Here is a 20,558-nt window from a genome sequence, read left to right as displayed (position 1 = left end):
CGTCGATAAGCAATTGCTTTGCGACGACTAGTCGCGCGGGACCTCGACCATCTCGTAGGTCTGAATGATGTCGCCCACCTGGATATCCGGGTAGGACAGCACCATGCCGCACTCGTAGCCCTTGGCTACCTCGTTGACGTCGTCCTTCTCGCGGCGCAGCGAATCGATCGACGCATCCGGAGTAATGACGTTGCCGTCGCGGACCAGGCGCAGCTTCGCACCGCGCTTGACCTTGCCCTCGGTAACCATGCAACCTGCGATGAGGCCGACTGCGGAAGCCTTGAAGATCTGACGGATCTCGGCTTCGCCCAGGTCGCGCTCTTCGTAGATCGGCTTGAGCATGCCCTTGAGCGCCTGCTCCACATCCTCGATCGCCTGGTAGATGACCGAGTAGTAGCGGATCTCCACGCCTTCGGCATTCGCCTCTTCCGTGGCCTTGCCGTCCGCGCGGACGTTGAAGCCAATGATGATGGCGTCGGATGCCGCCGCGAGGGTGACGTTGGTCTGGGTCACAGCACCGACGCCACGGTCGATGATGTTGACCTGCACCTCGTCGTCGACCTCGATCTTGAGCAGCGCCTCCTCGAGGGCTTCCACCGAACCGGCGTTGTCGCCCTTGAGGATGAGGTTGAGCTGGCTGCGCTCCTTGAGAGCCTGATCCAGGTTCTCCAAAGAGACACGCTTCTTACGACGTGCCTGCATCGCCGCACGCTGACGAGCGTCACGCTGCGCAGCAATCTGGCGAGCCACACGGTCATCCTCAACCACGAGCAAGTTGTCGCCCGGGCCAGGAACACCGTTGAGGCCCTGGACCTGAACCGGACGGGACGGGCCTGCCTCTTCCACGTCCTCGCCCCACTCGTCGACCATGCGACGCACGCGACCGAAGTTGCCGCCGACGACAATCGAGTCACCGACACGCAGGGTGCCGCGCTGCACGATGACGGTGGACACCGGGCCACGGCCACGGTCCAGGTGGGACTCGATGGCAATACCTTGTGCGTCCATGTCTGGGTTCGCCGTGAGCTCAAGCGCCGCATCTGCGGTCAGGAGCACAGCCTCCAGCAGGTTGTCGATACCGGTGCCCTGCTTCGCGGAGATGTCAATGAACATGGTGTCGCCGCCGTACTCTTCCGGCACGAGGCCGTACTCGGTGAGCTGACCACGGATCTTCTCCGGGGAAGCCTCCGGCTTATCCACCTTGTTCACTGCAACCACGATCGGCAGTTCCGCAGCCTTGGCGTGGTTAATCGCCTCAACGGTCTGCGGCATGACGCCGTCGTCCGCTGCCACCACGAGGATGGCCAAGTCGGTCGACTTCGCACCACGGGCACGCATGGCGGTAAACGCCTCGTGGCCCGGGGTATCCAGGAACGTGATCTTACGCGGGTGGCCGTCGAGGGTGACCTCGGTCTGGTATGCACCAATGCCCTGGGTAATACCGCCGGCCTCGCCACGACCCACGTTTGCCTTGCGGATGGAGTCCAACAGGCGGGTCTTACCGTGGTCGACGTGACCCATGACGGAGACCACTGGAGGACGCTGCTCGAGCTCCTCTTCGCCGCCTTCGTCCTCACCGAATTGCAGGTCGAAGGACTCAAGCAGTTCGCGGTCCTCGTCCTCAGGCGAGACGATCTGGACCTCGTAGTTGATCTCAGCGCCGAGCAGCTGCAGGGTGTCCTCAGACACGGACTGCGTTGCCGTCACCATCTCACCGAGGTTGAACAGCGCCTGCACCAGCGACGATGCATCGGTGTTGATCTTCTCAGCGAGGTCAGACAGGGTCGCGCCTTGGCGCAGGCGAACGGTCTTGCCACCGCCGTCGGGGAGACGAACGCCACCGATGACGTTCGGCTTGTGCATCTCCTCGTACTCAGCCCTCTTCTGGCCCTTGGACTTGCGGCGCTTGCCGGGTGCACCACCCGGACGGCCGAATGCACCTGCGGTACCGCCGCGACGTCCGCCGCGACCGCGGAAACCGCCACCCGGTCCGCCGAAACCGCCACGCTGTGGCCCGTTCTGGCCACCACGGCCACGACCACGGCCACCGCCGCGGCCACCAGCCGGTGCAGCCTTCGCAGGCATTTGTGTCGGCGACGGACCTGCCGGCATATCCGCCGGGGACGGACGGTTGCCGCCACCCTGACGGGCACCACCCGGGCGTGGGCCGCCCTGGCCACCGCGACCCTGCCCCGGACGTCCACCCGGACGCGGCGGGCGCTGCCCACCGCCGGTATTGGACGAGAACGGGTTGTTAGCAACGCGCGGGCGTCCACCAGGCTTCGGCATCGGGCGAGGCATACCGCCCGGAGTCGGGCCGTCCTTCTTCGCAGCAGCCGGCTTCGGCGCTGCAGGCTTTGGAGCTGCGGGTTTAGGTGCGCCCGGCTTTGGTGCGGAACCGGCAGGCTTCGGCGCTGCAGGCTTCGGCGCACCTGGTTTCGGTGCGCCCGGCTTCGGTGCCGACGCACCAGCAGGCTTCGCAGCCGGTGCCTTCGGAGCAGCCGGAGCCGGCTTCGGCTTCGCAGCCTCGCCCGGCTTTGGTGCGGAACCGGCGGGCTTCGGCGCTGCAGGCTTGGCACGGTTCTGGCCAGGCTTCTTCAGCGGCGGTTTCGCCGGAGTCGGTGCTTCCTTCTTTTCGTTGTCGTCTGCGCCACCGCCATTGAGCTTGGCGTAGTGCGCCTTCATCTTCTTGATGACAGGCGGCTCAATGGTCGACGACGCCGTCTTCACAAACTCACCCTGTTCTTTCAGGGTTGCGAGTAATTCCTTACTTGTTACGCCGAGCTGCTTAGCCAACTCGTGTACGCGTAGCTTTCCGGACACATGTCTCCTTGTTGTTCATGCTAGGAGCCCAGTGCCCTTCGGCTACCGGCCCCTAGACGTGGTCAGTGACTTTCATCGCTGATGCTGCTTCATGGTTGCGTACTCATCAGTGTTCGGTCTTTCCTTCATTCTCTGGGTCGACCGCCTCGGCGCTTCTGCTTTGCGACGAGGCGAGGTACGTACGTACATGACCTAGGTCTACTTTCGCAGACAGACGGAGCGCTCGCCCAAAGGCGCGGCGTTGTTCCGCCAGCTCGACTGCGTCCAACGACGGGGTAATCCATGCTCCCCGACCAGGCAGTCTCCGGTCCGGGTCGGCGAGGATCTTCCCCGGCACGTCCGGATCGGCGACCACGCGCAACAGTTCGACGTCGGGGTGAGTTTTTCGGGTGGCAATACAGGTACGTGTGCGGATGGGGTGCTTACGCATTCCGCTCATTCGCATCCTTCCCGCAACCTATCTGCCGTCTAACACTGTGCCGTTATGTCTCACACCGGCGCACTCGTGTGCGTGGTGGGCCGCCGCACCCAACGTGCGGACGCAAAGCCGTTAAACACTGTACGCGAAAACCCGCAGAATCTGTACTTCCTGCGGGTTTCATAAACGTTGGCAAAGACCTTATTCGTCGTCGGCGATATCAGCGTCGGAGCGGATGTCGATCTTCCAGCCGGTCAGGCGGGCGGCCAGGCGGGCGTTTTGGCCTTCCTTGCCGATGGCCAAGGAGAGCTGATAGTCCGGCACCGTCACGCGAGCCGCTTGCATATCCGCATCGAGCACCGTGACATCCACCACTTTCGAGGGGGCCAGGGAGTTACCGACGTACTTCGCCGGGTCCGCATCCCAATCGATGATGTCGATCTTTTCGCCGCCGAGCTGCTGCATGATGTTGGTCACGCGCGCTCCTCGAGGCCCGATGCACGCGCCCTTGGCGTTGACACCCTTGACGGTTGCACGCACCGCAACCTTGGAGCGGTGGCCTGCCTCGCGCGCGATGCTGACAATCTCTACCGAACCGTCGGCTACCTCCGGCACCTCGAGTGCGAACAGGCCTCGAACCAACTCGGGGTGCGTGCGCGACAGGTTGACCTGCACGCGCTTGTCGCCCTTGTTCACACCCACCACGTAAGCCTTGATGCGATCGCCGTGGCGCAACACTTCGCCCGGGATCTTCTCTGCCGGCAGCAGGATGCCGTCCTGCGGGTCTGCCTCCGTACCGAGCTGGACGATGCTGATGCCGCGCGCCTCTGCGTGGGCATCGCGCTGGACCAGCCCAGAGACAATCTGGCCCTCGAGTTCGGCGTACTCGCCGTAAACGCGGCCAGCCTCCGCTTGGCGCAGACGGCCCTTGATCGCGTCACGCACGGCGACGGAACCAATTCGGGAGAAGTTCACCGGCGTGTCGTCGTATTCAGAGATGACTTCGCCTTCGGCGTCGAGCTCGCTGACGATAACGGCAACGTCGCCCGTTTCGGTGTCAATGTCCACACGCGCCTTGGAACGCTCCGTACCGCTTTCCTCCTTGAACTCGCGGTATGAAAACAGCAACGCGTTTGCGATGGTGGTCAGCAGATCCTCCATCGAAATGCCTTGCTGCTCTTCGATGGTTTTCAGCGCGTTCAAGTCGATATTCACTTGTTTCCTTCCTGTGCCGCCGCTGCGGCTTCGAGCTCTGCAAACGTCTGATCCGCCAGCTCAACTTCTGCTGCTGGCGGCGCGTTGAACTCAATTTCTACCACTGCACCAGCAATTTCTGAAACCGGTGCAATTCGCACCTCATCGCCCTTTTTCGACGAACGCACCAGCGCAACATGCTCCTGCGCCTCATCCAGTACGGCGATGCGCCACTTCTGCTCACCCGCCTTAATCAGACGGCCCTGGTTGCGACGGAAGTGTCGCGGCTGCGTCAGCGGCATATCCACACCAGGGGTGGTCAGTTCAAGCGTGTATCCGGCGCCGAAGTTGACTTCCCCGCGCTGCTCGAGGTCGTCGAAAAGCGTTGATAGCTCATTGGACACTTCCTCCAACTCATCCAGCGTCGGGTGCGTATCCGAGTCGAGCGCAATAACGACCTGCGATTTCTTCCCCGCCTTGACGGTGCGAATGTTCTCAATGTCCATCGCGTACGCCTTCACGACAGGGGCGACCAATTGTTCAAGTTCGTTATTTGTGGGAAATGCCATGCGTCAAACCTAGCGTGTAACGTGCAGCGGGTGAAGAAACTGCTTGTTTTGCCAGCTGTACTGCTCCTGACCAGTTGCACAGTGATGGATGTTGTCGGCCCTCGCGCCAACGGCGAGATCATGTCGCTGGCCAAGCAAGCCTCCGCTGATTGGGTGTTCGGGGAGCACCCCGAGTGGGCGGAACTGCGCAAGTTCCAGAGCGAGCAGCTTCAAGACGAAGCACTGCGCCTGTGCGGCACGGACGAAACTGGACAGACCCCGCAGTCCTGCAACGTCGGGTATGGCGACACCGACCTTCCGGCAGCCGCGGACGGCGCAGCCCTTTTGGAGCACACCGTCACCGCCGCCGACAAGGTGCCTGACGATTCGGTTGACCTCGTAGTAGCCCAAGCCATCGATGCGCTTGCGCTCACTCCTGTCAAGATTGAGATCGAGGGCCCGCTTGACGACGACGCCGCGACCCAATCCGCCGCCGACCTCCTCGCCCGCGAAAACGCGATGTATTACGGCCTCGGCCTCGCGCTCGCCCATGCCGACGAGGCTTTGCGCACCCGCATTAGCGAACTGCGCGAGGCATCCCACGAACGCACCGAGGCGCTTACGGAACTGCTCGGCGACACAGACGGCCAATCGTTAGTTCCCGCCGCCGGATACACCTTCGCGGACGGCTACAACGACCCCCAGACAACGCAAGAGGCCACCGCGCTCGTCGAAACGATGCACGGTGACCTTGTCAAACAGTGGCGCTACGCCGCCGCTCACGCAGAGACCAAGCAGTGGCGCAAGGCGGCAATCCAACTCGCCGCCCACGCCCAGCGGGCCTAGCCGTCGCGTCTAGCCTGAGCGCCTAGCCGCGGCGCTCTGCGACCAGTTCCTGGACCTTCGCCACGATCTCGTCGGCAGGGACTTCGAGAGTCTCACCACCGCGGATACGCAGCTCGACGATGCCGTCTGCGAATGCGCGGCCCAGGATCACGATGAACGGCATACCGAGCAGTTCCGCATCCTTGAACTTGACGCCTGGGGAGACCTTCGGGCGGTCGTCGAAAAGCACCTCGAGCCCGGCGTCGGAGAGTTCAGCCGCGATGCGGTCGCCTGCCTCGAGCGCAGCAGCGTCCTTGTTCGCCACAGCCACATGCACCTGGTACGGGGCGATCTCCACCGGCCAGACCAGGCCCTTGTCGTCGTGGCGCTGCTCCGCCACCACAGCGAGCATGCGAGAGATACCGATGCCGTAGGAACCCATGGTCGGCACGGCACGCTTGCCGTTTTCGTCCAGGATCTGCACGTCCATGGCTTCGGTGTACTTGCGGCCCAGCTGGAAGATGTGGCCAAGCTCGATGCCGCGGGCGAGTTTCACGGTGCCGTTGCCGGACGGCGACGGGTCGCCTTCCTTGATCTCGGCGGCCTCGATGTAGCCGTCGACGGTGAAGTCGCGACCAGCGACCAGTCCGACGACGTGCTTCTGCGGAGCGTCCGCACCGGTGATCCACGCGGAGCCGTCAACCACACGCGGGTCCGCGAGGACACGCACACCGTTGGCCTGGAGCGCACGCGGGCCAACGTAGCCCTTGACCAGGAAATCACTCTTGGCAAAGTCCTCGTCGCTTGCCAACTCGAAGGTCGCCGGCTCGAGCGATGATTCCAGGCGCTTCTCGTCCAGTTCGCGGTCGCCCGGAATGAGCACGCCGACCAACTGTGGGCCGACCGGCTTGCCGTCCTCATCCACGGCGCGCGGATCGTTGACCTTGATCATCATGCACTTGAGGGTGTCGGAGGCTTCGGCAGGGCGGTCGTCGATAAGCACTCCTGCGCTCTGCGCCCACTCCACGAGTGCCGCGATGGTCTCGGACTTCGGGGTGTCGTGCTCGACAGCCTCAGGCAGCCCTTCGACCGCACGGGCTTCCGGAGCAACCGTGGTCACAGCCTCAACGTTGGCTGCATAATCGCCCGCGGTGGAAACGACAAAAGTGTCCTCGCCGTTGTCGGAGTACGCGAGGAACTCCTCGGATGCGGAGCCACCCATGGCACCGGAGGTGGCCTGGCAGATCTCGTACTTCAGTCCCACACGGTCGAAGATGCGCTGGTAGGTCGCACGGTGGTTTGCATACGACTCATCCAGACCCTCGTCCGACATGTCGAAGGAGTAGGAATCCTTCATCACAAACTCACGCCCGCGAAGGATGCCCGCGCGCGGACGTGCCTCGTCGCGGTACTTCGTCTGAATCTGGTACAGCGTGACCGGGAAATCCTTATACGACGAGTACAGATCCTTCACCGCCGTAGTGAACATCTCCTCGTGCGTCGGGCCGAGCAGCATGTCCGCACCCTTACGGTCCTTCAGGCGGAACAGGTCATCGCCGTATTCGGTCCAGCGGTTCGTCGCCTCGTAGGGCTCGCGCGGCAGCAGTGCCGGGAACAGCAGTTCCTGGCCACCCATTGCGTCCATCTCCTCGCGCACCACACCCTCGATCTTGCGCAGCGCACGCAGACCAAGCGGCAGCCAGGAGTACACGCCCGGCGCGGCACGGCGGACGTAACCAGCACGGACAAGGAGTTTGTGGCTCGGCACTTCAGCGTCGGCCGGGTCTTCGCGCAGAGTGCGCAGGAACAGCGTGGACAGGCGAGTAATCATGCGGGGCAGTTTACCCGGTAGCTTGTTCGTCATGCTGATCGTCCTCCCTCCTTCCGAAACCAAAGCGCCCGGCGGCACCGACGCTGCGATGGCGTTGTCGTTTCCGTCGTTGGATCCCATTCGCAATTCGCTTCTCGACGAACTCACCCACACCCTCGTCGACGCTCCCGCCTCCAAGCAGGCCGAAGCGGAGGAGAACCTCACGTTGCGTGACAATCCGGTGATGCATGCCATCGAGCGCTACACCGGGGTGCTGTACGACTCGCTCGATGCCTCCACGTTGTCCGCCGACGCGCTATCGCGCCTTGCCGTGGGCTCCGCGCTGTTCGGCGTAGTCCGTGCAGGCGACCTCATCCCCCGCTACCGCCTGTCCGCCGGGATGAAACTGGACGGCAAGACGTTGCGCGCCTGGTGGGGCTCCGCCGTGACCGATACTCTTGCAGACTGCGGCTTTGTCATCGACATGCGCTCCGGCGCCTACCAGAACCTCGGCCCTGTCCCCGGCGCGCTGACCATCCGTGTGGAACAGGCCGACACCGGCAAAGTGGTTAGCCACTTCAACAAGAAGTACAAGGGCGAGCTGGCCCGAGTGCTGGCGCCACACGACGCGTCGTCTGCTTCGGAGGTCGTGGACCTGTCCGTGGCTGCGGGCTTCGACGTGTCTGTCGACGGCACGCTGTTGACCATGCGTGTGTAGGTGTCACGCCGCCTGGGTGTGTGCTGCCCCGTTGTCTGCTTCTCGCGCCTGGGCGAGGGCGAGCAGGGCGCGGGCGTCGTCGACAAACTCGTCTTCCTTAAACAACAGATCATGCGGCGACGCCCTGAGCAGGAACACACCACGTTTGAGCAGATGTTTCTCCCGCTTGCGCTCTTGTCGCAGCGTCTCGTCGGTTTTCTTGAAGGTCACTCCGTCGTATTTGTAATCCCCGTCGATCTCCAGGATCAGCGCCCCGAGGCGTAGGTCCACCTCGTAGCCGGCGAACATGCCGTTGACGATCCAACCGTCGGCCACCCGCTCAATCAACACCGCGCGTGCGTACGATTCGAACGGCGACCGCGAGTTACCCACTGCGTATCGCAGCACTTTCCGCAATACACCTATCCCCTTGACACGGCCAAGCTTGTCGGCTTCCGCCTCCACGGTCGCACGATCGGTGTGGTGTTTGAGCACCCAGTCCATCGCCACCAGCCCCTCCCTGAACCCGTAGCGCAGGGCGATCTCAAACGCTGTGGTCAGCTCGTCGGTAACGCGCAATGTGTCAAAGTGCTTGATCACGGCCACGCGGTTACGCGCTTCGTGGTAGACGGTGTTTGCTGGCCATTGTTTCCTCGACGGCGCCTTGCCACTGGGCAGCACAAGCTCTACAGGTTCGTTGGGGTCGGTAGTTACCAGCCACATCCCCAGCACGCGTGCTGCAGACCTGCCGGCGAGCGCCGCCTTCCGCGCCGCTTGACCTGCTGCGACCGCCTGCACCCAGCGCTTTTCGTAAAACGCCAACGTCCGAAAGTCGGCCTGTAGCATCGCATGCCTTGTCGACAACGCCACTGCCCTGCCTGATTGTGTATCCCTGCGGTCGATCACCTTGCTCAGGATCTCCCGTTGCCTCCCCATATCCATGCCACAACGATTGCAGAGATCCCGTGTCGGCGGAAGACCCCGCCCGTTTTTGTGGATAACTTCGCGACTGTTATCCACAGCCTAAATTCCGATATCGGGTTTTGAAGGTGCCGCGTTTGCGAACCCGCAGGTCGCTATCCGCCCTGTGCGCCAAATCCCGATATCGTCTTTTGGGCTGTGTCTAAGATCGCCTACATGCCTGCCCATTACCGTCGCTATGCCCTCGCTGCCCTGGCCTACGCAGCCGCGTTCGCGTATATCCTCCTGCGCTGGGATGCGATCCCCGACCCGGTGCCGGTCCATTTCAACGTCAACGGCGACGCGGACGGATTCGAACCGAAAACCCTGCTTCACGCGACGTTCTTGATCACAATCGGCATCGTCATCTCCATATCGATGCTCGCGTGCGTACCGCCGAAAACCCTCGCACGACAGACCGTGGACGTACCGGAGGACAAGGCGTTGCCGTATTCGGAGACGGCGGCGGCGCGCGTCGAGAAGCTTTGCGATGCCACAGCCGATTTCATGTCGAAGACCCTCCTCGCTATGGCGGTCTTGTTCGCGCTGACCAACGTCTCGATGATGCTGCCGGACATCTCGCTGCCATTCTGGCTGGAGATCGCACTGTGGATCGCATTCACCGTCTACATCGTCGTCGTAGCAATCCGCATGACCACGGCCAAGGACGGCATCGAACCCGACGAAGCGGAGCAACAACGCAACCACCTGCTGCGGATGCAGGGTGGCATGGGCACCTACAAGGAGCCGAACGACCCAATGGTCGCCGCGGTGCTGCCGCAGGCCCCGGGCAAGATCTCGGTCAACACGGCACACGCGCCGGGCAAGCGTTACCTGTGGCGTGTGATGACAAGCGTCGTCGCAGTCCTGGTGGTCTGTCTCCTGTTTGTGTTTATCTAACGGCTACAGCACGTTGAGGAACACCGTCACCACGAGGATGTTGACGAAGTCGATGAACATCCCGCCGACGATTGGTAAAACGAAAAACGCTAGGCGCGACGGCGAGTACTTCTGCACCACCGACTCCATGTTGGCCACACCGTTGGGGGTTGCGCCCATGCCAAAACCGCAGTGGCCGGCGGACAGGACGGCGGCGTCGTAGTCGCTGCCCATCGCTCGGAATGTGACAAAGCGGGCGAAGAGGAGCATCAGCACGGTCTGGGCGATGAGCAGAATGACAAGCGGGATGGCAAGGTCTGCCAGTTCCCACAGTTTGATCGTCATCAGTGCTTGCGCGAGGAAAAGTGCGAGCGCAACACTGCCGATGATCTCCACCTCTTGTGTGGGCACAAACTCGTGGTACTGGCGCTGGTTGCGCGTGTCTGAGATGTAGCGGAACAGAATGCCAACGAGCATGGCACCCAGGTAGTTCGGGAAGGCGGCTTTGTCGGTGAACTGGCTGATGATCCAGTTGATGCCGTCGGTGATGTAGGTGCCGATAAACATCGCGATGAGGATGACGATGAAGGCTTGCATGACCTGGTCGCTGCGCAGGTCTCGTCGATACGCAGTGAGCAAACTATCGTCCACGTCGACATTGCGGGTGCCGCTGGATTGGAGGCGGTTGCGTTTGATCAGACGGTCGCCGACAGGCCCGCCTATGAGCGAGCCCATCAGCAGGCCGAACGTTGCTGCGGTGTAGGCGACGGTTTCTGCGCGCTCCACACCCTGCGCCTCCACGAGCGGGGCCATACCACCGGAAACACCGTGGCCGCCGGTCATGGAAACGGATCCGGTCATCAGCGCGAGCGCGGAGGGAATGTCCACAATCGGCGCGAGCAGCACCGCAAGAAGGTTCTGTAGCACCACCAGCACAGAGGCGACGAGAAGGAAGCGGGTGACCATTTTGCCGGCTTTGCCAAGAAGCGCGACACTGGCGCCGAAGCCGACGGTGGTGAAGAACATCGTCATGAAGAAGCCCTGCAGGGTGGTGTCGAAGGTGATGTCCACCCAACCGGTGAGTTTGAACACCAGGTTGAACAGGGCGAAAAGGAACCCGCCGATCACCGGCGCTGGGATGGCGAAGCGCTCAAAGAACGCCACGTTGTTGCGCAGCCAGCGTCCAACGACGAGCAGGAGCACGGCGAAGCCGATGGTTTGGATCATGTTGAATTCAATCGCCATCGGCGGCCACCTCTCTGTTAGATGTCTGTCGATCTCGAAGAGTCTAAAGCTCGCACACGGTTTGTGACAAAGAACACGCTCCTTTGCTTCTCCCGGTAGCGTTTAAACCATGACCACAATCGACAACGCCCGCGCACTACTCGCCGACGCCAGCCGTATCGAGGTCTTCACCGGCGCCGGCATGAGCGCCGACAGTGGCCTTGTGACCTATCGCGACGCACAAACCGGGTTGTGGGAGAACGTGGACCCGCAGGCCATGGCGTCTATCGACGCCTGGCACACCGACCCGGACACAATGCTCGCCTGGTACCTCTGGCGCGCCCAACTCGCCCAGCGCGCCGAGCCAAATGCAGGACATCTCGCCATCGCGCAATCGCCGAAGACGACGGTAACCACGCAAAACATCGACAACCTTCACGAGCGTGCTGGCAGCGACAATGTCGTCCACCTGCACGGCTCGCTCTTCGCGTTTCGCTGTTCGCTTTGCGACGAGCCCTACACCGACCCAATCCCACTGCCCGAGGAGCCTGTCCCGACGATCACTCCGCCCCAGTGCCCGTTATGCGGCGGGCCGGTGCGTCCCGGCGTGGTGTGGTTCGGCGAGATGTTGCCCCAAGCTGAGTGGAAGGAGGCGGAGCGTCGCATGCGCACCGCTGACGCGTTGATCATCGTCGGCACTTCTGGCGTGGTCTACCCCGCCGCTGGCCTGCCTCTAATGGCGCACGCGCGCGAAATCCCCATCATTGAGGTCACCCCGATGCGCACGGACCTGTCGCATATCGCCGACGTGGTCATCGAGGACACCGCCGCCAACGCCCTGCCGAAGCTGCTGGGTTAGTAGTGGTACCGGGCTTGGAGAATCACCAAATCTGTCCCAGCGACCGTATAGACCAAGCGGTGTTCTTGCGTGATCCTCCTCGACCACGCCCCTTCAGCTCCGTACTTCAGCGGTTCGGGTTTCCCTATGCCTTCAAACGGATCCCTTAAGGTGTCGCGCAGAAGCTGGTTGACTCGCCTCAGCGTTTTCTTGTCGTTGCCCTGCCAGTACAGGTAGTCCTCCCACGCGTTGGTGGTCCACACAAGCCGCATTACGCGTCCAGGTCGATGTCGTGTTCGGCCACCGCCCCGTTGAGTGCTTCCTCGTAGGCCTGAGTCAGGCGTCGAGCATTCTCTGGCGATTTAAACAGGTAGGCAGTCTCAACCCATGCCGCGTAGTCATCTGCAGCCATCAATACTGCATTACCGTGACGCGACACGATTTCAACGGGATCGCGATCATTGTTCACACGCTCGATGAGCGGATATAGCGTGCGCCGCGCTTCAGATGCACTGATAGACATCACAACCTCCTCCGAGTGGTACCGCAATACGGTACCACACTCTAGAGTGAAGCACGCAGGACCGTGAAGGTCTTATCGCGGGTGACCTGCTCCACGGCGCCGAACCTTTGCTCCACCTCGCCGCGGTAACGCAGGTGCGAATTGTGGACCAGGTAGAGCGTGCCGCCCGGCGCGAGTAGTCGCTTGGAGGCGTCGAGGAGGTGCTGGACGAGGGTTGCGTCGACGGTGGTCCCGTCGTGGAACGGTGGGTTGAGCGCAATGGTGTCGAAGGAGCCGTCCGGGAACTGTGAGCCTGCATCATCCCAGGTCGCATTCAGGCCGATGGCGCGGGCGGAGAGCACCGCGTCTGCGTCAGCGTCTGTGGCCACTGCCTCCAAGCCACGCGTGACAGAGCCGTTGCCACACCCCAGGTCCAACAGTCGTCCAGGCTCTGCCGGCAGGCAGGAGCGCAGCAGTTCCCCACCACGGTCGGGCTTCGCCCCTGAGAACACGCCTCCGATGGCGACAAGTCCATCGCCGCGTACGGGCTCATAGGACACCTCGCGCGGCCCAGACGCCACAAGACAGCGAAACTTCCCGCGCCCACGGGAGGCCGCCACCTGGTCGAACGATTCGCCCAGCACCACATTCATGCCACGAGACAAGTGTTTATTGTTCGCGCCGAACACCACTCGCGCCGAAGCAAACCCAGCTCCCGCAATCGAGCGTGCCAGGTAGTCCAGCCGCGCCAGGGACTTCGGCATCTCCCCAATGGCAACGGCTGTGCCTGAAGAGCCGGCAAGGTAGTCGTCGATACGCATATCGCCCGCAATCTCCGCACCGAGCGACGCTGCTTCCTGGCAGCGTGAGTAGTCGGAGTCCAAAAACACGACCTTCGCCCCAGCAGCGAGTGCGGTGCGGGTGAGATCGAGTGTCGGGTCGTTGCACACGAGGACGACCTCTCCCGCAGCAACATCGGCCGTGTCCCAAATCAGACTATCCAGCGTGCGCAAGGCCTGCGACCTCCCCAAAAACGTACACAGCAGGCGAAGTCACATCGTTGTTCTCCATCACATCTGGCAAGGTGGCGGCGGTAGCGAAGAACACGCGCTGCGCGTCGGTTTCGCCTTCCTGGATCACCGCTGCGGGCGTATCCGGGGACAGCGATGCCTCCAGCAGCTTCTCGACGATCGCACGCACGTTGCGCACCCCCATCACCACCACGATGGTGCCGCCGACCTGTGCAAGCGCGGACCAATCCACGAGCGACTTGGGATGCTCCGGCGGCAAGTGTCCCGACACCACGGTGAACGCATGCGTCACCCCGCGTTGCGTCACGGGCACGTTTGCCGCCGCAGGAACGGACACCGCGGACGTCACGCCCGGGATTACCGAGCACTCAAGACCGGCAGCCGCGCATGCCTGCAGCTCCTCAAAGCCGCGACCGAACACGTACGGGTCGCCGCCTTTGAGCCGCACGACCTGCTTGCCCTCACGCGCATAGGACACCAGCATCTCGTTGATACGCTCCTGCGCGACCTGGCGTGCATAGGGCAACTTGGCCACGTCTACGACTTCTTTGCCGGTCAGATCCAGAAAATCCTCAAGCTCCGCGGCCGGCCCAAGGTGATCCGCAAGGATTACGTCCGCTGCTTCCAGCGCGCGCAAGCCTCGGATGGTGAGCAGGTCCCATGCGCCTGGGCCGCCGCCGACAAGAGTGATGTGGCCTTTCGTCATAGCGACACAGTCTAGGGTGGCACCATGACACGACCCCAGCTCGACCACACATTCGCCGAGAACCTGCCCGAGCTCGCCCACGCTGAACCAGGCAGAAGTTTTGAGAACCCCCAGATGGTTGCCCTCAACGAGCCTCTCGCAGTAGAACTTGGGCTCGATGTCGCTTGGTTGCGTAGCAGCGACGGCCTCGCCTGGCTTACCGGCGCCCAGGGCGGGCACGCATTGGCATATGCGGGCCATCAGTTCGGTCAGTTTGTGCCATTGCTTGGCGACGGCCGCGCGTTGCTGCTCGGCAACATCGCCGGCCACGAGATCCAACTCAAAGGATCCGGCCTGACAGTGTTTTCACGGCGTGGATCTGACGGCGTCGGTGCGATCGGCCCGATGTTGCGCGAACACCTCGTCTCTACGTTCATGCACGCCGTCGGCGTACCGACGACACGTTCCCTCGCAGTACTTACCACCGGCGAAAAGGTGATCCGCCAAAACGGCGCCGTACCCGGCGGCATCGTGGTCCGCGTGGCGAAAAGCCATCTTCGTGTCGGCAGCGTCCAGTACGCGGCAACGCAATCCGAGGACCTTGTACGCCAGATCGTCACCGCTGCCGGTTTCGACAATGCAGCCAGCCTGCTCGAAACCGTCACCCGCCGCCACTTCGACCTGGTTGCGCACTGGATGCGCATCGGTTTCGTCCACGGGGTGATGAACACCGACAACGTGACACTCTCAGGCGAAACGATCGACTACGGGCCATGCGCATTCACTGAGCGCTTCGATGCCGCAGCGTCGTTTTCATCTATCGACAGGCAAGGCCGCTACGCCTTTGGCAACCAACCGAGCATCATCGCCTGGAATATGGCTCGCCTGGCAGAGGCGCTTTACCCCTTGCTGGGTCAGGATTATGTTGACGCCTACATCAAAACAGTCCAGCCAACCTGGGACGAGGCGTGGCAGCGTTGGATCGCCGACGACCACGAAGGGCTCAACAACGCCACCGACATCACCGCCTACAACCGCGCACACGGCATCAACGGCGATCCAGGACCGATCTTCGTCCCGCGCAACCACATGCTGCAGGATGCGATAGACGCCGCTGAGTTGCACGGTGATTACGCGAAGTACAACGAACTGCTCGCGGCAGTATCCGACCCGTACAACGAACAGGCCGGGCCCGAATGGATGACCCGGCCGGAAGGACAAATGCCCTACGTCACCTTCTGCGGGACGTAGGGCAGCTAGTTCAGTTGAGCGCGGGGATTAATCCTCGAGCTTCAGCGTCTTCTGGGTCCATGCCCACTGCTCCTCGTACGCCTTCTGGTCGTGCTTGAGCGACTTGCCGTACGTGGGGAACATCTCGTGGAGCTTGTCAGCCCACTCAATCATGCGCTCACCGAAGCAACGCTCCAACAGCTCGAGCATCGCAGCCGGGGTAATCGACGCGCCCGGGGATGCGCCGAGGATGCCCGCGATGGTGCCGTTCTGGTCGTTGACCAGAGCGGTACCGAACTCCAAGGTGCCGAAACGCGGGAATGCTGCCGGCTTGATCACCTGCACGCGCTGGCCGGCGACGACAACGTCCCAGTCCTTGCCGTCTGCCATCGGGTAGTACTCGTGCAGCACGTCCATCTTGCCGTCGAAGTTACGGAAAACCTCCTCAACCAGGTACTTGACCAGGCCGATATTGGTTGCCGCGACACCGAGGTAGGACGGGATGTTGTCCAGACGGATGGACTTGAACAGGTCCAGGTAGGAGCCTTCCTTCAAGAACTTCGGGGTCCAGCCGCCGTATGGGCCGAAGAGCAGGGACTCTTCGCCATCGACAACGCGCAGGTCCAGGTGCGGAACAGACATCGGTGGGGCACCAACCTTGGCCTTGCCGTACACCTTTGCCTTGTGCTGCTGGACGAGTTCCGGGTTGGTGGTCTTGAGCCACAAACCGGAGATCGGGAAGCCCGCGTAACCGTGAACCTCTGGAACGCCTGCCTTGCGCAGCAGGTCCAGGGCGTAGCCGCCAGCGCCGATGAACACGAAGCGTGCACGGACGACCTGCTTGTCACCGGTGCGAACGTTCTTCACGGTGACCTTCCAGAAGTTGCCCTCACGCTTGAGGTTGAGCACTTCGTGGCCGTAGCGGATCTTGGTGCCGCTTTCCTGAGCGGACTCCAGGAACTGCTTGGTCAGGGAACCGTAGTTGATGTCAGTGCCGGCATCAGTCCAGGAAATTGCGACCGGCTCAGCGTCGAAGTCGCGGCCTTGTGCCATCAGCGGCAGCTTCTCAGCGAACTTCTCGCGGTCATCGGTGAACTGCATCTCCGGGAACATGTGGTTCGCAGAAAGCTTGTCGTAGCGCTTACGCAGGTATGCAATCTGGTCTTCGCCCTGGGCGAAGGAAACGTGCGGCACCGGGTTGATAAAGGCGCGCGGGTCCTTGATCACACCGTTTTCTACCTGGTGGGACCAAAACTGGCGGGCGACCTGGAACTTCTCGTTGATCGCCATCGCCTTAGAGACGTCGATTCGACCGTTCTTTTCCGGGGTGTAGTTCAGTTCGCAGAGAGCGGAGTGACCCGTACCAGCGTTGTTGAACGCGTACGAGGATTCCTCGGCGGGACCATCGAGGCGCTCGAAGATCACCTGGCTCCACTCGGGCTCCAGTTCGTGCAACATCGAGCACAGGGTGGCGCTCATAATGCCAGCGCCAACGTGCAGGATGTCCACCTCGTCCGCGTACTTATTACCACCGTTGTCAGACATGCGTAGTCATCCTTATAGTGTTTCGACAATTTTTGGAGTACAGACATTCTACGTCTATCTGCACCGGAACGTGCATAGGCCCGAATTATGACACGGCCCACACCCGCTTTCGGGTCAGTATCATCAGCCCCATGAATCAAACAGAAGAAGCATCCCTCGACACACTTACCTGGAAACCGGACGTGCTCGGTAAAAATTACGAGCATGCGCGTCTGCAATTAGATAAGGACCCCGACACGGGACATGCACCGGAGGCGGTGTTGGTCCGGGACGTGAGGTCGTCGACAAGCAATAAGCCCGCGGTGCTGTGGGTCCACGGCATGTCGGACTACTTCTTCCACAACCATGTTGCCGACGAGTTCGTGGAACGCGGTTACCCCTTTTACGCGCTGGATCTGCGCCGTTGTGGCCGCGCGCACACGAAGGGCCAGCGCTTCCACTTCACGCTGGATATGCGTCGTTACTTCGAGGAACTCACGACGGCGCTGCGGCTCATCGCGCGCGAGCATGGCTCGGTCGTTGTGCTCGCACACTCCACTGGCGGGTTGATTGTTCCGCTGTGGGCGGATCATTTACGACGAGAATCGCCCGCGGATCATGCACTGCTTCAAGGAATCGCGCTCAACAGCCCGTGGTTGGACCTGCAGTACCCGACCTGGCAGGTGAAGCTCCTGCGCCCAGTACTGAACACGCTTGGAGCCATTTTCCCGTCTATCCCACTGCCGGGCGGCGGGCTGGGCACCTATGGCACCTCTATCCACGAGAGCAAACACGGCGAATGGAGCTTCAACACGACCTGGAAACCGCTGGTCGGTCACCGCAAGTACTTCGGCTGGATCCGGGCAGTACTTAAAGGACAGGAACAAATCCACAAGGGCGATGTTGATACCGGTGTGCCAACGCTGACCCTGTGCTCCTCGCACTCGTATCTGGGCAAGGAGTACTCCCCCGCCGCCGACACGGCCGATACTGTGCTTGATGTCGACCAGATCCAGCGTTGGGCACCGACACTTGGGAAAGATTCACAAGTGCGAGTTATCGACGGCGCCCGCCACGACGTTTTCCTCTCCGAACGCCATGCCCGCGAGTCCGCGTTCAAGGCGACGTTTACGTGGCTAGACGATCTCACCGGGGCGCAGTAACGTCTAAACCCAATCCATACATATATATAGAGGAGACGAGCATGTCTGCTGTGGCGACAAATTCCACCCACTACGACCTCATTATCGTGGGCACCGGTTCCGGCAACTCGATCCTGACCCCGGACTTCGACGACAAGAAGGTCGCTATCGTCGAAAAGGGCAAATTCGGTGGAACGTGCCTGAACGTGGGTTGCATCCCGACGAAGATGTACGTCCTGGCCGCCGAGCATGCCTTTGCTGCACGCGAGGCCGGCAAACTCGGTGTTGATCTTGAGTTCCATGGCGCCGACTGGGATGCCATCAAGGAACGTGTCTTTGATAACCGGATCGACCTCATCGCCAAGGGCGGCGAAAACTACCGTCGCAACGAGTGCGACAACGTCACCGTCTACGACATGGAGGCCTCCTTTGTCGGGCCGAAGACCCTAAAGACGGGTCGCGGCGGCGTAGAGGAAACGATTACCGCAGACACGATCATTCTCGCCGCCGGTGCGCGTCCGTTTATCCCCGAGTGGGCCAAGGGCGTCACCTATCACACCAACGAGGACGTCATGCGCCTCGACGAACTGCCAAAGTCGATGACCATCGTTGGCGGCGGCTTTATCGCGATGGAGTTTGCTCACGTCTTCGATGCCCTGGGCACCGACGTAACCATCATCAGCCGCTCTCCCCTGCTGCGTCCGCTCGACGAGGATCTGCGCGATCCGTTCAACGAGATCGCCACACAGCGCTACACCACCCACATCGGCCGCACGGTCGCATCCGCCACTGAGGATGGCGGCCAGGTGACGCTCACGCTTGACGACGACACTCAGGTGACCTCCGACGCCCTCCTCATCGCCACCGGTCGCATCCCGAACAGTGACACCCTCAACGTTGCAGCGGGTGGCATCGAAACGCATGACGACGGCCGCGTAAAGGTCGACGAGTTCGGCCGCACGACCGCTGAGGGTGTGTGGTCGCTTGGCGATCTCTCCTCCCCCTACCAACTCAAGCACGTTGCCAACGCCGAGATGCGCGCGGTGACCCACAACGTACTTGCCACGTGGCGAGGCAACGGCGCGCTCGTTCCGATGCCGCACGACCATGTACCGTCGGCGATCTTCACCCACCCGCAGATCGCCACCGTCGGCCTGACCGAGCAGCAAGCAATCGAGGCCGGCCACGATGTCACCGTCAAGGTCCAGAACTATGGCGACGTTGCATACGGCTGGGCGCTGGAGGACAGCACCGGACTGGTGAAGCTCATCGCCGACCGCACCACCGGCAAACTGCTGGGCGCCCACTACATGGGCCCACAGGCATCGACCTTGATCCAGCAAATGATCACCGTCATGGCTTACGACCTCGACCTTCGCGAGTTCCCACGCAGCCAATACTGGATCCACCCAGCACTGGCCGAAGTGACGGAAAACGCGATCCTGGGCCTTGATCTGACTTTCAAAGAAGTCTAAACCTATCCTTTACCCCCTAATTTGGGGGCCATTCAACAAAGCCGCTGGGACAACTGCCCAAGAAGCGAAAAGCGCACGTTGCGATTGTTATCAACCCGCAATCATTCCCAGCGGACACACAGAGACTCCAACCTTTTGATGATCTTTGCATCAAATCGCACACCAAACTTGCACGATGCTGGAAACGATCGGCTATTGTCGTTGCAGACACCGGGACCGAGCCTCTAAGGCTTGCTATCGGTCCTAGGAGCTCAATGCCCCTGGACTTCTTTGAATTCCACCCGGACGTCGTGCAAGAACTATCAGAGAAGGATTTCGTTTCATGCGTAATTTCCGTAAGGCAGCCCTCGCCGGCGCAACCGCCGTCGCTGTGGCATTCGGCTCCACCGCAGTCGCAACCGCTCAGACCGAGGAGGACACCAAGGCGGCAGAGAACACCTATGTCGCACCGGCCCGCCCGGTCGAAGACAAGGACGGCAAGGACGGCGTCAAGCCTGGTTCCTCCGAGAAGATCACCCACTCCAAGTGGCTCGAGTTCCGTGACAAGGACGGCAACCTGCGCGGCACCGATGGCACCGCGATCTTCGGTAAGAAGGACAACTTCGACGCACAGCCGACCTACGCCAAGGTTGGTTACGGCCTGACCATCTTCACCGCTGTTTCTGCTGTCATCGGCCTCATCGTCGGCCCGCTGTACAACTTCATTGTTCACGGCCCGGTCAAGTTCTAATAACGCGGATTTCCGCTAACCAC

General features: G+C 61.8%; 20 protein-coding genes. 8 read left to right on the top strand and 12 right to left on the bottom strand.

Annotation, left to right across the window (positions count from 1 at the left end; genetic code table 11):
• Positions 1–27: 27 nt before the first annotated feature.
• The 4 genes from infB to rimP form a co-directional block, all read right to left on the bottom strand.
• A complete protein-coding gene (gene infB / locus HMPREF3145_RS05815) occupies positions 28–2,823 on the bottom strand; it encodes a translation initiation factor IF-2 (RefSeq protein ID WP_070422291.1) in 2,796 nt (931 codons plus the stop codon).
• 106 nt (positions 2,824–2,929) lie between these two features.
• Complete coding sequence (locus HMPREF3145_RS05810) at positions 2,930–3,253, bottom strand: YlxR family protein (protein ID WP_070422290.1); 324 nt, start codon at positions 3,251–3,253, stop codon at positions 2,930–2,932.
• 189 nt (positions 3,254–3,442) lie between these two features.
• Positions 3,443–4,456, bottom strand: coding sequence for a transcription termination factor NusA (gene nusA / locus HMPREF3145_RS05805; protein ID WP_070422289.1), 1,014 nt, complete (start codon positions 4,454–4,456; stop codon positions 3,443–3,445).
• Entirely contained in the window at positions 4,453–5,004 is a 552-nt protein-coding gene (gene rimP, locus HMPREF3145_RS05800; RefSeq protein WP_070422288.1) for a ribosome maturation factor RimP, read from the bottom strand. Before rimP ends, nusA begins: the two co-directional genes overlap by 4 nt.
• A gap of 30 nt (positions 5,005–5,034) precedes the next feature.
• Here rimP and HMPREF3145_RS05795 point away from each other — a divergent pair, with 30 nt between their 5' ends.
• The gene (locus HMPREF3145_RS05795; RefSeq protein ID WP_246815343.1) at positions 5,035–5,829 is read left to right on the top strand and encodes a DUF4439 domain-containing protein; all 795 of its coding nucleotides are present in this window, start codon (positions 5,035–5,037) and stop codon (positions 5,827–5,829) included.
• A gap of 22 nt (positions 5,830–5,851) precedes the next feature.
• Here the strand turns inward: HMPREF3145_RS05795 and HMPREF3145_RS05790 are convergent, their stop codons facing one another.
• Entirely contained in the window at positions 5,852–7,639 is a 1,788-nt protein-coding gene (locus HMPREF3145_RS05790) for a proline--tRNA ligase (RefSeq protein ID WP_070422394.1), read from the bottom strand.
• 31 nt (positions 7,640–7,670) lie between these two features.
• Here HMPREF3145_RS05790 and HMPREF3145_RS05785 point away from each other — a divergent pair, with 31 nt between their 5' ends.
• Positions 7,671–8,336, top strand: a complete 666-nt coding sequence (locus HMPREF3145_RS05785) for a YaaA family protein (RefSeq protein WP_070422287.1) — start codon at positions 7,671–7,673, stop codon at positions 8,334–8,336.
• Positions 8,337–8,339: 3 nt separating this feature from the next.
• Here HMPREF3145_RS05785 and HMPREF3145_RS05780 read toward each other — a convergent pair whose 3' ends face one another.
• A complete protein-coding gene (locus HMPREF3145_RS05780) occupies positions 8,340–9,257 on the bottom strand; it encodes a hypothetical protein (RefSeq protein WP_141740823.1) in 918 nt (305 codons plus the stop codon).
• Positions 9,258–9,452: 195 nt separating this feature from the next.
• Here HMPREF3145_RS05780 and HMPREF3145_RS05775 point away from each other — a divergent pair, with 195 nt between their 5' ends.
• Positions 9,453–10,175, top strand: coding sequence for a DUF1648 domain-containing protein (locus tag HMPREF3145_RS05775; RefSeq protein WP_070422285.1), 723 nt, complete (start codon positions 9,453–9,455; stop codon positions 10,173–10,175).
• Positions 10,176–10,178: 3 nt separating this feature from the next.
• Here HMPREF3145_RS05775 and gltS read toward each other — a convergent pair whose 3' ends face one another.
• Complete coding sequence (gene gltS / locus HMPREF3145_RS05770) at positions 10,179–11,399, bottom strand: sodium/glutamate symporter (protein WP_070422284.1); 1,221 nt, start codon at positions 11,397–11,399, stop codon at positions 10,179–10,181.
• A 109-nt stretch (positions 11,400–11,508) separates the two neighbouring features.
• Here gltS and HMPREF3145_RS05765 point away from each other — a divergent pair, with 109 nt between their 5' ends.
• Entirely contained in the window at positions 11,509–12,237 is a 729-nt protein-coding gene (locus tag HMPREF3145_RS05765; RefSeq protein ID WP_070422283.1) for an NAD-dependent deacylase, read from the top strand.
• Here HMPREF3145_RS05765 and HMPREF3145_RS05760 read toward each other — a convergent pair.
• The 4 genes from HMPREF3145_RS05760 to cobA are packed head-to-tail and all read right to left on the bottom strand — an operon-like array spanning position 12,234 to position 14,455.
• Complete coding sequence (locus HMPREF3145_RS05760) at positions 12,234–12,488, bottom strand: Txe/YoeB family addiction module toxin (RefSeq protein WP_070422282.1); 255 nt, start codon at positions 12,486–12,488, stop codon at positions 12,234–12,236. The two genes, HMPREF3145_RS05765 and HMPREF3145_RS05760, sit on opposite strands and share 4 nt — an antisense overlap.
• Positions 12,488–12,739: a type II toxin-antitoxin system Phd/YefM family antitoxin gene (locus HMPREF3145_RS05755; RefSeq protein ID WP_070422281.1), complete on the bottom strand. Its 252-nt coding sequence runs from the start codon at positions 12,737–12,739 to the stop codon at positions 12,488–12,490. The genes HMPREF3145_RS05760 and HMPREF3145_RS05755 overlap by 1 nt, the downstream gene beginning before the upstream one ends.
• A 41-nt stretch (positions 12,740–12,780) precedes the next feature.
• Positions 12,781–13,731 carry a class I SAM-dependent methyltransferase gene (locus HMPREF3145_RS05750; RefSeq protein ID WP_070422280.1) on the bottom strand — a complete coding sequence of 317 codons (951 nt, stop codon included), beginning with the start codon at positions 13,729–13,731 and terminating at the stop codon, positions 12,781–12,783.
• The gene (gene cobA, locus HMPREF3145_RS05745) at positions 13,715–14,455 is read right to left on the bottom strand and encodes a uroporphyrinogen-III C-methyltransferase (RefSeq protein ID WP_070422279.1); all 741 of its coding nucleotides are present in this window, start codon (positions 14,453–14,455) and stop codon (positions 13,715–13,717) included. Before cobA ends, HMPREF3145_RS05750 begins: the two co-directional genes overlap by 17 nt.
• Positions 14,456–14,479: 24 nt before the next feature.
• Here cobA and HMPREF3145_RS05740 point away from each other — a divergent pair, with 24 nt between their 5' ends.
• The gene (locus HMPREF3145_RS05740; RefSeq protein ID WP_070422278.1) at positions 14,480–15,685 is read left to right on the top strand and encodes a protein adenylyltransferase SelO family protein; all 1,206 of its coding nucleotides are present in this window, start codon (positions 14,480–14,482) and stop codon (positions 15,683–15,685) included.
• A 27-nt stretch (positions 15,686–15,712) separates the two neighbouring features.
• On the opposite strand, the gene mqo is transcribed toward HMPREF3145_RS05740, so the two are convergent.
• Positions 15,713–17,209 (bottom strand): malate dehydrogenase (quinone), encoded by a 1,497-nt coding sequence (gene mqo / locus HMPREF3145_RS05735; protein WP_070422277.1) that lies wholly within the window; start codon positions 17,207–17,209, stop codon positions 15,713–15,715.
• 131 nt (positions 17,210–17,340) lie between these two features.
• Between mqo and HMPREF3145_RS05730 the strand changes: the two genes are divergently transcribed.
• The 3 genes from HMPREF3145_RS05730 (at position 17,341) to HMPREF3145_RS05720 (ending at position 20,535) form a co-directional block, all read left to right on the top strand.
• Complete coding sequence (locus HMPREF3145_RS05730) at positions 17,341–18,351, top strand: alpha/beta hydrolase (RefSeq protein ID WP_070422276.1); 1,011 nt, start codon at positions 17,341–17,343, stop codon at positions 18,349–18,351.
• Between the two features lie 41 nt (positions 18,352–18,392).
• Positions 18,393–19,805, top strand: coding sequence for a mycothione reductase (gene mtr, locus HMPREF3145_RS05725; protein ID WP_070422275.1), 1,413 nt, complete (start codon positions 18,393–18,395; stop codon positions 19,803–19,805).
• Between the two features lie 322 nt (positions 19,806–20,127).
• Positions 20,128–20,535, top strand: coding sequence for a hypothetical protein (locus HMPREF3145_RS05720; protein WP_070422274.1), 408 nt, complete (start codon positions 20,128–20,130; stop codon positions 20,533–20,535).
• Positions 20,536–20,558 lie beyond the last annotated feature (23 nt).

Origin of the sequence: Corynebacterium sp. HMSC05C01 (genome assembly GCF_001807155.1) — a bacterium.
Taxonomy (GTDB): domain Bacteria; phylum Actinomycetota; class Actinomycetes; order Mycobacteriales; family Mycobacteriaceae; genus Corynebacterium; species Corynebacterium coyleae.
The sequence above is the reverse complement of the archived record's forward strand: the minus strand, read 5'-3'. Positions and strand labels throughout refer to the sequence as shown.

Excerpts from the sequence above, each read along its gene's own strand:
- HMPREF3145_RS05775 (WP_070422285.1), top strand. The coding sequence starts at position 9,453 with ATGCCTGCCCATTACCGTCGCTATGCCCTCGCTGCCCTGGCCTACGCA.
- cobA (WP_070422279.1), bottom strand. The coding sequence starts at position 14,455 with ATGACGAAAGGCCACATCACTCTTGTCGGCGGCGGCCCAGGCGCATGG.
- HMPREF3145_RS05765 (WP_070422283.1), top strand. The coding sequence starts at position 11,509 with ATGACCACAATCGACAACGCCCGCGCACTACTCGCCGACGCCAGCCGT.
- HMPREF3145_RS05780 (WP_141740823.1), bottom strand. The coding sequence starts at position 9,257 with ATGGATATGGGGAGGCAACGGGAGATCCTGAGCAAGGTGATCGACCGC.
- gltS (WP_070422284.1), bottom strand. The coding sequence starts at position 11,399 with ATGGCGATTGAATTCAACATGATCCAAACCATCGGCTTCGCCGTGCTC.
- HMPREF3145_RS05720 (WP_070422274.1), top strand. The coding sequence starts at position 20,128 with ATGCGTAATTTCCGTAAGGCAGCCCTCGCCGGCGCAACCGCCGTCGCT.
- rimP (WP_070422288.1), bottom strand. The coding sequence starts at position 5,004 with ATGGCATTTCCCACAAATAACGAACTTGAACAATTGGTCGCCCCTGTC.
- mtr (WP_070422275.1), top strand. The coding sequence starts at position 18,393 with ATGTCTGCTGTGGCGACAAATTCCACCCACTACGACCTCATTATCGTG.
- HMPREF3145_RS05730 (WP_070422276.1), top strand. The coding sequence starts at position 17,341 with ATGAATCAAACAGAAGAAGCATCCCTCGACACACTTACCTGGAAACCG.
- HMPREF3145_RS05740 (WP_070422278.1), top strand. The coding sequence starts at position 14,480 with ATGACACGACCCCAGCTCGACCACACATTCGCCGAGAACCTGCCCGAG.
- HMPREF3145_RS05755 (WP_070422281.1), bottom strand. The coding sequence starts at position 12,739 with ATGTCTATCAGTGCATCTGAAGCGCGGCGCACGCTATATCCGCTCATC.
- HMPREF3145_RS05760 (WP_070422282.1), bottom strand. The coding sequence starts at position 12,488 with ATGCGGCTTGTGTGGACCACCAACGCGTGGGAGGACTACCTGTACTGG.
- mqo (WP_070422277.1), bottom strand. The coding sequence starts at position 17,209 with ATGTCTGACAACGGTGGTAATAAGTACGCGGACGAGGTGGACATCCTG.
- HMPREF3145_RS05790 (WP_070422394.1), bottom strand. The coding sequence starts at position 7,639 with ATGATTACTCGCCTGTCCACGCTGTTCCTGCGCACTCTGCGCGAAGAC.
- HMPREF3145_RS05810 (WP_070422290.1), bottom strand. The coding sequence starts at position 3,253 with ATGCGTAAGCACCCCATCCGCACACGTACCTGTATTGCCACCCGAAAA.
- HMPREF3145_RS05785 (WP_070422287.1), top strand. The coding sequence starts at position 7,671 with ATGCTGATCGTCCTCCCTCCTTCCGAAACCAAAGCGCCCGGCGGCACC.